At 59.1% G+C, this 14101-nt stretch carries 16 protein-coding genes; 4 read left to right on the forward strand and 12 right to left on the reverse strand.

Going from position 1 to position 14101, the window contains the following annotated elements; translation table 11 throughout:
- Window positions 1-74 precede the first annotated feature (74 nt).
- From PH558_RS25285 to PH558_RS25310, 6 genes are all read right to left on the reverse strand, one after another.
- Window positions 75-851 carry an amino acid ABC transporter ATP-binding protein gene (locus PH558_RS25285; protein WP_285207232.1) on the reverse strand — a complete coding sequence of 259 codons (777 nt, stop codon included), beginning with the start codon at window positions 849-851 and terminating at the stop codon, window positions 75-77.
- The gene (locus tag PH558_RS25290; RefSeq protein ID WP_285207233.1) at window positions 851-1528 is read right to left on the reverse strand and encodes an amino acid ABC transporter permease; all 678 of its coding nucleotides are present in this window, start codon (window positions 1526-1528) and stop codon (window positions 851-853) included. Before PH558_RS25290 ends, PH558_RS25285 begins: the two co-directional genes overlap by 1 nt.
- A gap of 61 nt (window positions 1529-1589) precedes the next feature.
- A complete protein-coding gene (locus tag PH558_RS25295) occupies window positions 1590-2384 on the reverse strand; it encodes a transporter substrate-binding domain-containing protein (protein WP_285207234.1) in 795 nt (264 codons plus the stop codon).
- A 50-nt stretch (window positions 2385-2434) separates the two neighbouring features.
- The gene (locus tag PH558_RS25300; RefSeq protein WP_285207236.1) at window positions 2435-2983 is read right to left on the reverse strand and encodes an ureidoglycolate lyase; all 549 of its coding nucleotides are present in this window, start codon (window positions 2981-2983) and stop codon (window positions 2435-2437) included.
- A 2-nt stretch (window positions 2984-2985) separates the two neighbouring features.
- On the reverse strand, window positions 2986-4305 hold the full coding sequence (locus tag PH558_RS25305; RefSeq protein ID WP_285207238.1) for an amidase family protein: 1320 nt from the start codon (window positions 4303-4305) through the stop codon (window positions 2986-2988).
- Between the two features lie 12 nt (window positions 4306-4317).
- On the reverse strand, window positions 4318-5010 hold the full coding sequence (locus PH558_RS25310; RefSeq protein WP_285207239.1) for a DUF2848 domain-containing protein: 693 nt from the start codon (window positions 5008-5010) through the stop codon (window positions 4318-4320).
- A gap of 149 nt (window positions 5011-5159) precedes the next feature.
- Between PH558_RS25310 and PH558_RS25315 the strand changes: the two genes are divergently transcribed.
- Window positions 5160-5831, forward strand: coding sequence for a GntR family transcriptional regulator (locus PH558_RS25315; RefSeq protein WP_285207241.1), 672 nt, complete (start codon window positions 5160-5162; stop codon window positions 5829-5831).
- A gap of 53 nt (window positions 5832-5884) precedes the next feature.
- Here the strand turns inward: PH558_RS25315 and PH558_RS25320 are convergent, their stop codons facing one another.
- A complete protein-coding gene (locus tag PH558_RS25320; RefSeq protein ID WP_285207242.1) occupies window positions 5885-6967 on the reverse strand; it encodes a nucleoside hydrolase in 1083 nt (360 codons plus the stop codon).
- Between the two features lie 147 nt (window positions 6968-7114).
- Here PH558_RS25320 and PH558_RS25325 point away from each other — a divergent pair, with 147 nt between their 5' ends.
- A complete protein-coding gene (locus PH558_RS25325) occupies window positions 7115-8065 on the forward strand; it encodes a LysR family transcriptional regulator (RefSeq protein WP_285207243.1) in 951 nt (316 codons plus the stop codon).
- A gap of 95 nt (window positions 8066-8160) precedes the next feature.
- On the opposite strand, the gene PH558_RS25330 is transcribed toward PH558_RS25325, so the two are convergent.
- Entirely contained in the window at window positions 8161-8466 is a 306-nt protein-coding gene (locus PH558_RS25330; RefSeq protein WP_285207245.1) for a hypothetical protein, read from the reverse strand.
- Between the two features lie 10 nt (window positions 8467-8476).
- Window positions 8477-9418 carry an alpha/beta hydrolase gene (locus tag PH558_RS25335; protein WP_285207246.1) on the reverse strand — a complete coding sequence of 314 codons (942 nt, stop codon included), beginning with the start codon at window positions 9416-9418 and terminating at the stop codon, window positions 8477-8479.
- A gap of 301 nt (window positions 9419-9719) precedes the next feature.
- Here PH558_RS25335 and PH558_RS25340 point away from each other — a divergent pair, with 301 nt between their 5' ends.
- Window positions 9720-10652 carry a LysR family transcriptional regulator gene (locus tag PH558_RS25340; RefSeq protein ID WP_285207247.1) on the forward strand — a complete coding sequence of 311 codons (933 nt, stop codon included), beginning with the start codon at window positions 9720-9722 and terminating at the stop codon, window positions 10650-10652.
- 17 nt (window positions 10653-10669) lie between these two features.
- On the opposite strand, the gene PH558_RS25345 is transcribed toward PH558_RS25340, so the two are convergent.
- A complete protein-coding gene (locus PH558_RS25345; RefSeq protein WP_285207248.1) occupies window positions 10670-11005 on the reverse strand; it encodes a hypothetical protein in 336 nt (111 codons plus the stop codon).
- 73 nt (window positions 11006-11078) lie between these two features.
- Here PH558_RS25345 and PH558_RS25350 point away from each other — a divergent pair, with 73 nt between their 5' ends.
- A complete protein-coding gene (locus tag PH558_RS25350; protein ID WP_285207249.1) occupies window positions 11079-11432 on the forward strand; it encodes a cupin domain-containing protein in 354 nt (117 codons plus the stop codon).
- Window positions 11433-11512: 80 nt separating this feature from the next.
- Here the strand turns inward: PH558_RS25350 and PH558_RS25355 are convergent, their stop codons facing one another.
- Together PH558_RS25355 and PH558_RS25360 are read right to left on the reverse strand one after the other, a co-directional pair.
- Window positions 11513-11785 carry a hypothetical protein gene (locus PH558_RS25355; RefSeq protein WP_285207250.1) on the reverse strand — a complete coding sequence of 91 codons (273 nt, stop codon included), beginning with the start codon at window positions 11783-11785 and terminating at the stop codon, window positions 11513-11515.
- 10 nt (window positions 11786-11795) lie between these two features.
- Window positions 11796-13961: a prolyl oligopeptidase family serine peptidase gene (locus tag PH558_RS25360; RefSeq protein WP_285207251.1), complete on the reverse strand. Its 2166-nt coding sequence runs from the start codon at window positions 13959-13961 to the stop codon at window positions 11796-11798.
- Window positions 13962-14101: the final 140 nt, after the last annotated feature.

Below are 14101 nucleotides of genomic sequence, written 5' to 3' on the forward strand. Positions count from 1 at the left end.
CTACGCTCCCGAACAGACTCCAACCACCGACCGGTATTTTCCTATCAGATCGCATTCGGCCCGACTGATTCAACTCAAACGATGTTCGGCGGCATCCGATCCCGAGAAGTGTTTGACCGAAGGAAAGTTCGTGTTCGCTCGTGCTTTGGATGATCGAATATCTGATCCGGCGGTCCCTCCTCCAGAATCTTTCCGCGATGGATCAACACGACCCGGTCAGCGACTTCACGTGCAAAGCCCATCTCGTGGGTGACGACAAGCATCGTCATGCCGCTGCCAGCCAGCTCCCGCATAACGTCGAGAACTTCGCCCACCATTTCCGGATCGAGCGCACTCGTCGGTTCGTCAAAAAGCAGCACCTTCGGCTCCATTGCCAACGAACGGGCGATCGCCACGCGCTGCTGCTGACCGCCCGACAATTGGCTTGGATATTTTCTGGCGTGTTCGGCGATGTGGACGCGTTCCAGAAGCTTCATTGCAATTGTTTCGGCCTCTCTGGCTGTCCTGCCCCGAACCTTGCGAGGCGCGAGAGCGACGTTCTCCAGGACAGAGAGGTGCGGAAACAGATTGAACTGCTGAAACACCATGCCGACTTCCTCGCGCACCGCCTTCAGGTGCCGAAGCTTGTTATGCAGCGGCAGAAGTTCGCGTCCATCGACATTCAACTGCCCCGACGTATAGGTCTCAAGGCCGTTGATACAGCGAATGAGAGTCGATTTACCGGAGCCACTGGCGCCCAGGATGACGACGACCTCGCCGACATCCACGGAGAGATCGATCCCATCTAAAACATGGACGGGGCCGTAGTGCTTGTGCAGGCCGGTAATCTGAACGATTGGTTTTTCAGACATCAACGTGCCCCCTGGAGCGAAGCCATCTGGCTGGCCTCGAAGAGATGAATGACCGCCGACAAGGCAAGGGTGATGATCAGATAGAACAGGCCGATCATCAGATAGACCTCAAGCGCGTTAAAGGTCGCCGCTATATAAATCTGCCCCTGCCTCACGAGCTCGCCGATCCCGATTACGGAAAACAGTGACGTGTCCTTGACGCTGGTGATGATCTGGTTGCCGAGAGCCGGCGCGATACGGCGCAGCGTCTGCGGCCAGATGATGGACGTGAAGGTCTGCACAGGGCCTAGGCCGAGGGAATATCCTGCTTCGCGCTGGCCAATGTCGATGGAGCGGATACCACCGCGAACGACCTCGGAGATGTAAGCGCCGGAATTGAGAGCGATCGCCGTGATCGCCGCCGTCAGCGGCGCCAGTGGATGGCCGATGATGGCGGGCAGGCCGTAGAAAATGAAGAGCACCTGCACCAGAACCGGCGTGCCCCGGAAGATCTCGACATAACAGATCGTCAGCAGGCGCACCGCACGATAGGGAGCAAGCCTCAGGAGACCGAGTGCGACGCCGAGCGCCATCCCGATTACTACGCCGGCAAAGGAAATCAGCAGCGTCATTGGCAAGCCGGTGATGAGCGCTGGAACGCTCGCCCAGGCCGCATGCCAGTCGAATTCGAAGGTCATATCCACACCGTCCATGAACAGAGGCAAGAACAGGCGGGGTGATCGCCACCCCGCCATTCACTCAGTTGCTGGCTGGTGCCGTGCCGAACCACTTGCTGTAGATGCGGGCATAGGTGCCGTCAGCCTTGATCGCGGCAAGGCCCTTGTCAGCAGCATCACGCCACTTACCGCCCTTTGGGAAGGCAATGCCAAACTGCTCGCCCTGATAGACCGGTCCGACAACCTTTGCCTTCCCCTTGCCGGTGGTCGCAGCATAGTAGGCCAGCACAGGCTGATCGCCGATCACCGCATCCGTGTCGCCGGAGGTCAGCGACAGGATGGCCGTAGCATAGGCCGGATAAGGCACCAGATTGACGTCCGTGCCGAGGCTCTTCTGAACGAAGCTGTAACCAGTGGAACCGGTCAAGGCGCCGATCGTCTTGCCTTTGAAATCCTCGATCGCGGCGCTTTTCGAATTTTCCTTCACGAGAAGCTGGAGACCAGAGTCGTAGTACGGATTGGAGAAGTCGATCACTTTCTTGCGGGCATCGGTGATCGTGATGCTCGAAGCCCCCGCATCGACGTTGCTGCTCTGAAGCGCGGGAATGATGCCGGCAAAATCAAGCGGCACGCTCTCAACCTGGAAGCCTGCCTTCTCGCCGATCGCCTGCATCAACTCGATATCGAATCCTGCCAACTTGTTGGTCTCGGTATCCATATAGGCAAACGGCTTGAAGCTCGGATCGGAGGCAACCTTCAGCGTCGGCAAATCTTTGGCCTGGGCAGAGAGGTTCATGGTCGCGGCCATTGCGGCTGGGAGGAGTGCGATGCAGGCGACGCGCGTCGCAGGTTTTGTGATGCGGTTCATGAAAGACATTGTGGTTCCCCTTTTTTACTGTTGGTAGAATGTGCTCCGGCCGACCGAGGTCAGAGCGGTTTGTCGCCTGGCTCATCGAGCAACAGGCGAATGGGCGAGATGGCCTGGATTGCTGACTCCACCGGCTTGTCGCCCTGCACGAGATGCTGTACGAGATCGAGCGTCGTCGACTGTCTCGTCAGCATCAGGCAGGTTGCAGATGCACTGCGGGTGGCATGCCAGGTACGCGAGTTCATACAGACACCCATGCCAGGTCCGAACCGGAAGGCCGAAAGCGTGGAAAGGTCTGGCAGTCCATCAGTGCCGGTCAGCGCCAGCACTTGGACGATCTCTCCGTCGAGCGGCACGACAGCCTGCTCGGTGAGCAGATGGGCCTCAAGGCTGGTGACGACGGGATCATTGTTCCGATAGGCGACCCAAAGGATCTCGGTCTTCCCGTCCTGACCGGGCGAGAAGATATGTTCGCTCCAGAAGTCCGATCCCGGACTGCCATAGGCATTGCTGGCGGGACCGGCAAAAGGTTTGCCGAGGAGCGTTCCATACGGTCGAACGATGTCTTCCGTAGCGGCCTGGATCGGGATGTCGAGCGTTTTGGCCATGGCTACCTCGCGAGATATTTGACTTCAGAGCGGAATGCTTCGGCGATCGATATCAGCCTGCGGTCTTCGCCGCGCCTTCCAACGATCATGCAGCCGACGGCACACGCGCCGTCACCGGTCTCGATCGGCAAGGATATCGCCGGCAGGTCGAAGAAGTTGAATACAGAGGGATTGCGCAGAAGCAGCGCGTTCGCCCGATCCATCGCGCCCTCGCCCTCAAGCTCCGAGAAGAGCGGCGCGACAACGGGAACCGTTGGCATGATCAGGATGTCAAGCTCGGTCATCGCTGCGTCGAGGCGCGGCATGAGTGCTGCGCGCTGCTGTAGGATCCCGACATAGGTCGCGGCATCCAGCGCCTGCCCCTTTCTGAGACGAGACAGAACAAAAGGATCGAACCGGGATGGATCGCCCATGCGCTCGGCATGGATATAGGCTGCCTCCGCTCCGACAAGCGTTCCCTTGGACTGCAGTTCGAATGGTTTCGCCAGGATCCCGTCGAGATCGACATCGATGACGACATGGCCCTGTTGTTGCAAGCCGTGGAGCGCTTTGGCGAACGCGTGACCGACGTGAACTTCCATCCCGGAAAACAGAAAGCCGCGGGGTACGCCACAGCGGATGGTCTCGGCTGGCGCGATCGACGACCTGTCGTCGGTAGCAAGCACGTCGTAAGCCGCGGCGATTATAGGCAAATCCTTGGCAATGAAGCCGACGCAGTCCAATGTGAACGACAGGGGGAAAACACCTCGCCGTGAGATCCGGTTCTGGCTGGGCTTGAACCCCACGAGCCCGTTCAGAGCCGCGGGAATGCGGACGGAACCGCCGGTATCCGATCCAATGGCCAGATCAGCGAGATCCAGCGCCACTGATATAGCAGCCCCAGATGAGGAGCCGCCTGGGATGCGGCGCGGGTCCCCCGAATTCGCCGGCGTACCGTAATGAGGGTTGAGACCGAGGCCAGAAAAGGCATATTCCGTCATGTTCGTTTTACCGACGATCACAGTCCCGCACTTGCGCAGGACAGAAACAACGTCGGCGTCTTCCACCGCTGGCTTGTCGCCTTCTCCGGGCAATCCACCGGCAAGCGTCACCTCTCCCTCGACATCGAAGAGGTCCTTGATGGACACGATACGTCCATCAAGGGGACCGGGAGCACGCCCTGCAGCACGCCGCTTGTCGGACGCTTCCGCCTCATCTGCGGCGGATGCGGCGTAAAGACGGGTAAAAACATCGCGATAGTCGGAAGGGGACCCGTCGACCTTCGCCAGGATGGCTTTCAGTCGACTGCTGGATGGGAGACTTGAGGATGCTGCATCGGTCATGGGGGCATCCTCTCAAGCGACGAGCGGAAGGGACTGAACTGTGTACCGATGGGTGATCGAGCGCTCCCGTTTGGGATCGTAAAGCTCCATCTCGAAGGCGGACGCAGGCCGGATCCCTCCAATGACGGGCACGGTGCCACAGATCATTCCCATACCGTCCGGCAGAGACGGAAGTGTCGAGGACGGATCGAATTTGTTGATGAGTTCGCGCGGCGCCAGCAAAGTCGAAAGCGCTCCCTCCTGATAGAGCGTCCGGCGGCCGCCCTCCTCGATCCAGGAGCGCATGACGAGCTCATCCCAGTGATCGACCACGTCGTCAAACCGCCACGCGATCGAAGCAACAGGCTTGGGGCAGATCTGCTTGGATTGAGCGACGCCGAAGGCTTCGAGGTCACGGTCGGTGTGGTCAGAGGCAACGGTGACATAGAGGTTGCCGCCAGAGGCGAAAATGAAGCACTCCACTTCCCCCGACGAGGCTTCACCGAGCACCTGGACATGCGCATTCTGCGTCAGGTTGTTTTCGCCGACCCGGTAATAGAGAGGCACGCTGTTCGGCGGGGCAACGCCAAGCTCGGCAAGTTCCCGGATGTGATGCTCGACCGCGGCACGATCCCTACCGGCCCAGCCGGCAACGATAAGGTTGGAAATCTCGACGGTCAGGCGATCCGCGTCGGTTCTACCGGCAATCTCAAACTCGGCATGCATTTGGGTGCTTCCCTAAGACGATGATGGCGACACATTTGCTCTCGTCCTAAAGCTACAGTGAAATTTCACTGCCTGTCTACATAAATGTTTCTGGCATTTCAATTTTGGCTTCGCTAGAATGCAGGAATGCTCAGGGAGGATGTGTGTTAATGGATAAGCGGAGTGTCGAGAGGCCGACAAAAGATGCGCTGTCGCAGAACGACCTCGCTTACATCACGCTGCGCGACAAGTTGATCGACCTTTCCTATCGCCCCGGTGAATACCTCAACACCGCCACGCTCATCGATGAGCTCAAGCTTGGAAGAACACCGATCAATCACGCGCTCCATCGCCTGGAGATGGAGCGACTGATCCAGATCCTGCCACGAAAGGGCGTGATCGTCGCTCCGCTGTCGATTGACGATGCCATGGATCTGATCGAAGTCCGCCTCGCAAACGAGGTCCTCTGCGTGCGGCTCGCAACCGAACGCATCACTGCCGAAGAACTGGCCGAGATCGAAAGGATCTGCTGTTCCTTCCGCGATGTCATGGACAAGCGGGACATCCGGAAGATCATGGAGCTCGATCGCAGCTTCCATGAAGCCATAGCGTCTGCATCACGCAATCCGATTTTGATCGACATATTGAAAGTCGTCCATGGCCGCGCGCAGCGGTTCTGGGCCCTTTCGTTTGAAAATGAGGGGCACCTACAGGAGATCGCCGAAGAGCATGAAGCGGTTCTCAAGGCGATGAACGAGAGATCGGCGGATGCGGCCGCAGAGGCGATCAGAACCCACATCAACTCGTTTCGAAGCTCGATGATGAATAGCAGCCGCCGCTAAGTGCCAGAATGGACGATCGCGGCCGCTAGATCTCATGACATCCATATCTGGATCTAACGCGCCACCGCATCGAGAAACATCTTTCGAAACCGCGTACGGTCGATATCGAGAACGACGGTGATCTTGCCGACCTTCGCGGGTGCGGACTTGTCGTCGAAGACGATGAACTGGCCGCGCTGGCGCCCCTCGCCGATATCGACGTCCGCCAGGACCTCCGTGGTTTTCGTGGCAAGCGTTGGATCGATCGCAATCGCCGTGGTGATCTCGTCCCACATAGGCAGGTCTTTCCAGGCATTCTTCACGAGATAATCTGTCAAGGCCGGGGATTTTGCCCTCATCTCCTTGATCAGCGCCTCATCGACAGAGACCGCATCAGTCACCAGGCCGGTCGCCACAATCGATGGGAACCCTGCGGTCATGACGATATGGGCAGCCTCCGGATCGAAGATCGAATTGAACGCATCGGCTGACAGGACCTTACCTGACGCTGGATCGAAAGTCGCTTTCGGCGCCCCGGTAACCAGCAAGGTTTTTACAAGCGATGCAAATTGAGGGTCGGTTCTGACGGCCAGCGCAATGTTGGTCAGTGGCCCGGCGGCGACGATCGTGATCTGACCAGGGTTCTTATGAACCTGCTCGATCATGAAATCGACAGCCGATTGTGTTTGAGGTTTGGTCGTCGGCATGCCTTCCTGGAGATCCGGCACCTTCATCGGATCGAAATCCGGCCTGGTCCCATCGGTCTCCGACTTGTTCCACGCGCCCTTCCAGCTCAGCTTCCCGTATTGCGCTTCCCAGGCACTCAGACGAGCAGGCGTATTGATCAGCGGCATCAGCGCGCCTTTGTAGACAGGGATTTGCGGATGCTGCGCGATCTCCAGAAACCGAAGCGTCTGGGCAACCCCCTTCGGCATCCATTCATCCCCCGTGACGGCCGTCAATCCGAGGAGTTCCGCCTTCGGATTGTCGAGAAAGAAAAGAATGGGCTGCAGGTCGGATCCTCCGGGTCCGGCGAAATCCTGGTCGAGGATGAATTTGGCGGGCGCGGTCTGGGCGTGAACTGTCGCAACAGACAGTCCGAGCGCAAGAGCCGTTACGAGCTGGAGGGAGAAGGATCGCATGCGGTGACTGTTCATTCGGATTTCCCCTGTCGCCTGGCCTTGGGTGGCTTTCAAATTTGGCCGCGCTCGGCGGCGGCATGGTCTCCGATCTTATTGATGCTTGACCTGCTGTCAGCCCTTTGAGATGCAAACTGTCGTCCAAGATTTTGAACGAGTGATATGATGCAACTGGATGACATCCGTGCCTTCGAACGTATTGCAGCCAGCGGCTCGCTTTCCGACGCAGCACGCAAACATGGCATACCCAAGAGCAGCCTGAGCCATGGTCTGAGGCGTCTGGAAGTCGAGTTGGGAGCGGCGTTGTTCGAGCGAAGAGGAAGCCGGCTGATCTTGACCGAAGAAGGTCACGGGTTCCTCAGCCACGCTCGGGATGTCGTTCGCGCCTGCGAGCGCGCTGAAGACGCGGTGCGGACGAAACGCCTCGGCAGCACCTTGAAACTGCGCGTTGGAACGACGGACGAATTGGGCACGAACCTCATGGCACCGATGTGTCTTCAATATCTCCGCCGCAACGACGAAGTCTCATTCGACCTTGCCGTGCTCAACAAGGTGGACCTGTTTCATCGCGACGCTGGCCTCGATTGCATTATCTTCGCCGGTCCGCCCCCGGAAGACGAAGCAAAAAACCTCATCCACCGTCGAATCGCCCGTTATGTCAGCTGTCTCTACGCCTCACCGGACTATATCAGTCAAAATGGCATTCCAGCGAACATTGATGAGTTGCGCCATCATCCGCTGATTGAGAACCGTGCCGCCGGCGGAACAGGGGCCTGGTCGATCGCCAGCGAGCACGAGCGCGTTATCATCCATCCCAATGGAAGAACATCGACCAACGACAACTGGCTGGCGAAGCTGTCTGTGATCCAGGGCATGGGGATCGGCTTTTTCCCCGAATGGTTCACGATTGAGGAGGTTCGCGCCGGGATTTTGGCTCCCGTCCTGCCAGAGTGGAGTTCCGATGCGGTTTCGGTCGGCATCTACTATCATGCCCATCGGTTTTCCAACCCGCAGATCAAGGCATTCGTGACGTTCCTGGCGACGCAGTTTCATGGGTTTTATCGCTTTCCCTACCGCGAGGAGGATTTCGATATGGGCGGGATAAAGCTGTTTTGAGATGACGAGCCGGACTACCACGTCGGCTCGTGTGTGGCTTTTGTCTCTTGAGCGGAATCGAACTCGTGGCCACGACGTCCCGACATTTAAACCCCTCAAATTATGCGGGTTCGGCACTCTGCTGCACGCGCCCAGCCCGCCGCATTCGCCAGTTCCGAAAGGTTGGCTGGGCGCCGATACAGGCGCCACAGTCCGAACGGCAGGATGATGAGCGCGGCAATCGCAAACCGCATGCTAGCGAGAAGAAGCGGATAAACTGCGTCACCGCCGACCTTGAAGGCGACAAAGTTGGCACCGTTGTAGAACCATTGGTAACGCACCGCGAAGATGACGAGCACGCGGCTCTGCGCCCACCCGCGGCGCGCGTTCGGACCACTTGCTTGATGCTTCGGTAGGTTCACGTCTGCACCTTTACAGTCGCGCTGCTGACAGGTTCTTGGCCTGCAGCCACGTTCGGATTGCCTGAACAAGTTCCGCCTTCCGCTCCAGCGGCAGCCAGTGCGCTCCGAGCAGGTTCACCGTCGTCAAGTCGGCACAGGCCGTGCGCATCGGCTCGCCGTAGCGATTGCCGTTGATGGTGTTGATCTGGTCGTACTCGCCATTCACGAACAGCACGGGCAGCGAAATCCGACCACCGTTAGGGGCGCGCCTGGCATAAGCGATATTGGCCGCGTCGTTCAGATACCACGCGCATGGCGGGCGAAAGCCATGGGTTTCGAAGGCGCCCACCAGAGCGGCGAAGTCCGCCGCTGGCCAAAGTGCCGGATCGGGCTGGGTTGGCGGCGCGCGATGCGCCTCGCCAAAGCGGCCTCCCTTGCGGGTGACCAGCGCATTGGCTGAAGGCTTGCCCATGGTTGTCGGATCGCCAGAGCGGTAGATCGATGCCAGTGATGCAGCCTTGTCCGCGTCAAGATCCGAGACCGCGGCCTCGAAGTGCGTGGTGTAGTAGCGGTAATAGTCCCACTGCCCGTCCGGATACTCATCGGCGGGGTAGATCGTCCGGTCAATCAAAGAAACGAGCGTCGGCAAGGCGTTCGCATCGGGAAAATAGGGAACGGAGATCAGCACAACGCCACGACTGCGGGCGGGCTCGTGAGCAACCAGCGAACCGGCAATGACGCTGCCCCAATCATGGCCGACCCATATCGCAGGCTGGCCGCCGAGATGGTCATGCAATTCCGCCATGTCCCTGACCACGTGTTCATTCGCATAAGCGTCGATAGCGGCCGGTGCTGACGAGCCGCCATATCCTCGCATGTCGGGCGCGATGCACCGCCAGCCGTCGGACGCGAAGGCCTCCAGCTGCGCGCGCCAGATGAGGCTAAGCTCCGGCCAGCCGTGGAGGAAGATCATCAATGGTCCATCGGGTGGCCCGCATTCGAGATAGTGGGTTGTATGTCGGGGACTGCTAAACGTCCGCGAGGCAAGGGCGGCAGAAGATGCTGCCCACGCTCCCGGCGGCAAGGCGGCTGCCGCTCCCAGTCGTAAGAGGATTGCCCTTCGATTGAGTAGAGGTCCGCCGGCATGGGACGTTCGTGATATTGTCAAGTTCATGGTCCTCTCCTTGCACATGCCCCACAAATAGGATTACAGGTACCTCCGATAAGCGCGGCAATCCTGCATGAGGCTTTAAGTAAATCTTCAAGGTCGAGCTTTGCGTTACACGGATACCCTTGACGGCGTGGCCATGTTCGTCGCGGTGGCGGAAGCAGGCAGCTTCTCGGAGGCGGCCAGGCGCCTGGGTATTTCGCCATCGGCGGTTAGTCAGGCGATCCGAACGCTTGAGGAGCGCCTCGGGACGCCTCTCTTTCGACGTTCCACCCGCAGCGTCAGTTTGACAGACGTCGGCAATGACTACCTGATTGCGGCCGCTCCAGCGGTAGAACAACTCAGGCAGGCTGCGGAGGACGCGACTGGCCGAGCTGGCCGTCCTGCCGGCCCCCTTCGTCTTACTATGCCGCGGGCAGCCTTCGATCTGATCATCGCCGACACGTTGATCGACTTCAAGGAGACCTTCCCCGATGTTGAACTGGAAATTGCTGTCGAAGCGCGCCTGGTGGACATCGTCAAGCAGGGCTACGACGCCGGTCTGCGCTTCGGCAACCACCTTGAGAAGGACATGGTTGCCGTCCAGATCGCACCTCCCTCGACTGCGATCCTGGTTGCGGCGCCTGCCTATCTGGCGAAGCGGCATGCGCCCGAGAGCCCGAGTGACTTGCTGAACCACCGGACGATTGTCTGCCGTAGCCAGATCACCGGATCAATCATTCCATGGACGCTGGTATCGGCCGACGACAGGGTTCAAATCTCGCCGTCTGAAGTGACTGTCGTTCACGACCTCACCTCCCAAATAGACCTTGCCGTCCGAGGCCTTGGGATCGTCAGCGTCCCGAGCGCAATGGTAAAAGACCATATCGATCGCGGAGTTCTGTCGCGCGTTCTGCCTTCATGGTCCTCCCCGATGGAAGCGCTGTACCTCTATTTCCCAAGCCGCCGTCATCAATCGGCGGCGCTGCGAGCGCTTGTCGCTTTCCTAAAAAGCCGCGCCAGCGGCCGTCCAGTCCTGCTCAAGCGGGGAGCGATGTAACGGCATCCCGCGCCGGTTTACTCAGAACCTCCGCTGTCTCGCCAATAACTGTCGATGATATGCTGGCCATTGTTGACAATCCGCTGACCGAGTTCGGGATCGCCACCCTTTAGCGTATCCGGGTCGCCGCCGCATAGGCGGACGAACGTCACCTGCTGAACCGTGAACATGAAATACTCCCTGCTGTTCGGCTCGAATTCCAGACCGGCCTCCATGAAACCGTCTGCGACCTCGGTAGCCGCGACGTCGATCGCCCTGAAGACCTTGTCTAGCATCGAACGCTCCGCCGCGTTGCGGATCTCAAGGTACCTCCGCTGTTCGGGCGTTGGCGCGGAGCAGGTGTTCTCAGTCATATCTTTCTCCTTGGCATCATGGTTGGCGTCACTGGATCTTGCACTATCTCAGTTGAAACACGGGAGGTCTTAGATGAAGGTCCAAAAGTTCAGCATTTCGGATGCGGAACTCGTCAAATCGCCGGGACAGGATGCCGACATCTATGTTGGAAACCTGGTCGACGAGAGAAACGGTGGCCCGGTCTCGATCGGCTATGGCCGATACGCTCCCGGTCAGTCGCTGACCGAAACGATGGCGGTCGACGACACCATGATCGTCCTCGAGGGACGATTGTCCGTGTCCACCAGTGATGGCGCGGTCACCGCGGGACCCGGCGACATCATTTACATGCCTAAGGGCCAATCCGTCACCATCACGACAGAGGGCGAGGGTGCAACGACGGCCTTTGTGACCTATCCGCACTGGGCCGAGGCTCGCGACAGATGAAACAAGACCACTTCACTCACTGAGAGGACCCGCCCGGTCTTGCAGCCGGAGCGCCCTAGCCTGTTCGGCGATCGTGCACGTCAATGCTCGCCGCGCCGACGTCTGATTTCCCGGAGCATGCGCAGGTTCTCTCTGGCTTGCGCCGCATTGATCAGCGCCTTTTCTTGATTGATGAGCTCCTCGCGGTCGCGATAGTGCCGCTGTACCGACATGCAGTCACTGTAATCGCGATAATTGGCGCAGCGACGGCTGTCGCTGTAGCGATCGTCGGCCACCGAGCAGCCTGTCATTGCCAGCAACATCAGCCCACCGCCGCAGACGGATGCCAAAGATCTGGTTGTCGAATTAAGCATTGTCATTTCGTCATTCTCCAATTGAGGGTGTTTGCTTCACATGCTTGATTTCGAGGCCCGTCCAGCGGGCGGCGAAAGCCCACATGTCGGCATGCTGGGCGATGACCTTGTCGAGCGGCATGCCTGCGCCGTGCCCGGCGCGCGTTTCGATGCGGACCAGTCGAGGCTTCGATCCGAGCTCGGCAGCCTGCAGCGCGGCGATGTATTTGTAGGTGTGGGCCGGCACGACGCGATCGTCGGCGTCCGCTGTCGTCGCCAATATGGCCGGATAGTCTTCCCCCTGCTTGATCGTATGGTAGGGCGAGTAGCTCAGAAGATTGCGGAAGGGCTGCTCTTGTGAGGGGTCGCCGAATTCGTTGATCCAGAACCCGCCGGCCGTGAACTTGTTGAAGCGCAGCATGTCCATGACACCGACGCCAGGCAAGGCCACGTCGAACAGATCAGGCCGTTGGTTCGTCACCGCTGCGACGAGAAGGCCTCCGTTGGATTCGCCCTGGATCGCGAGACCATCCGATGAGGCGATGCCGCTCTTCTTAAGGAACTCCCCGGCCGCAATGAAGTCATCGAAGGAATTCTGCTTTTTCTCAAGCTGTCCGGCGCGGTGCCAGGCTCGCCCATACTCTCCGCCACCCCGAATGCCGGCGATTGCCAATACCCCGCCCTGCTCCACCCAAGCGAGGTGGATCGGGTTGTAGTAGGGAACTTGAGGAATTCCGAAGCCGCCGTAGCCATATAGCAATGTCGGGGCAGCGATGGTTACGTCCTTGCGGCGCACGATAAAGATCGGCACCTCCGTCCAGTCCTTCGAGCGGTAGAACCGTTGTTCGACAACGATGTCGTCCGGTTTGATGGAAGCCTTCGGCTCCGCCCAAGGCTTCACCGCATTGGTCTCCGTATCGTACCGATAGACAGCGGTCGGCGCATCGAACGCCGTAAAGCTGAAGAACGCTTCGCTGGCGCCCGGACGTCCCTGAAACCCGCCCGCCGTCCCAATACCCGGCAATGTGATCATACCTTCGGGCGTGCCACTCATGCTGAAACGGCGGATTTCCGTCTTGGCATCGACGAGATAGGCAATGAAGAGCGTGTTGCCCATCACCGCAGCATCGTTGAGAACCGCGTTGTCGGCATCTTCGGCAACGATCTCAACTACATGCGGATCAGCCTCGGCTAGGTCGAGTGAGACAACCCGCCGGCGCTCCGCACCTGCGGTAGTGATGAGAAAAACCCTGCTTCCGTCATTGCCGATGACGGACCATTCGGCCTCCATTTGCGGCACGATCTTCCGGGGTCTCCAGTCTCCGGCGGCCAGATCGACGATCGTGAGTGCATTTTCATTCGTGCCCGGAGTCGAGGAGATGGCGAGATAGCGGCCAGCTTCAGCGCGGTTGGCAACATGCAGCAGGCCCGGTTGATCGGGCGTGGAATAGATCAGCCGATCCTCAGCCTGGGGAGTGCCCAGCCTATGGAAATAGACAGCGTGGTTAGCAATCGCTGCGCCGGACGCACCTTGAGCTGGTTCCGGCATGCGCGAATAAAAGAAGCCCGAATTATCCGGAGCCCAGCTGATATTCGAGAACCGCGCCCATTCGAGTACATCCTGAAGCTCGTTACCGCTCTCGACGTCGATCACACGTATGGTCCGCCAGTCTGTACCGCCCTTCTGGACACTGAACGCCAAATGACGGCCGTCGTCGGAGACGCTCCACTCGCCAATCGCATCGGCATTGTCGTCAGACCATGTATTGGGGTCGATCAGCAGACGAGCCTGTCCCAGAGCGCCGTCGCGCACATACAAAGCGGGCTGGTTCTCAAGCCCCTTATTGAATGTGAAGAAGTAGTTGTCGCTACGCTTACGGGGAACCGTGTAGCGCTCGTAATCGAACAGGGCCTTCATCCGCTGTTTCAGAATATCGCGGCCGGGAAGCGCGTCGAGATACCGCCGCGTGACCTTGTTCTGGGCTTCGACCCATGCGCCGACGGCCCCGCCCTTGCCCTGCGTGTCTTCCAACCATCGATAGGGATCGGCGACGGTCACCCCGAAACGCTTCTCCGTTACATCGACACGTTCGGTTTTTGGATATTGGATCTCTGACACGTCACTCTCCAAGGTCTGAGCGGATACGCTGTTGATCTGCATGAACAGCGAGACCGCGATGGCGGTAGATTTCTTCATCGGCGTTCCTCTCGATAAATGGCAAAAGCCTCACCGGTCGCAAATCAGATAATGGCACTTAGTGTCATTATCAAGGCTGCCACAAGCCCGAAACCTTTTGACCATGCCCGCGGAGCTGCTTCTCTTGTGGCACGCATTGC

It is taken from the genome of Rhizobium pantanalense (genome assembly GCF_030182525.1).
In the GTDB taxonomy this organism is placed as follows: Bacteria; Pseudomonadota; Alphaproteobacteria; order Rhizobiales; family Rhizobiaceae; genus Rhizobium.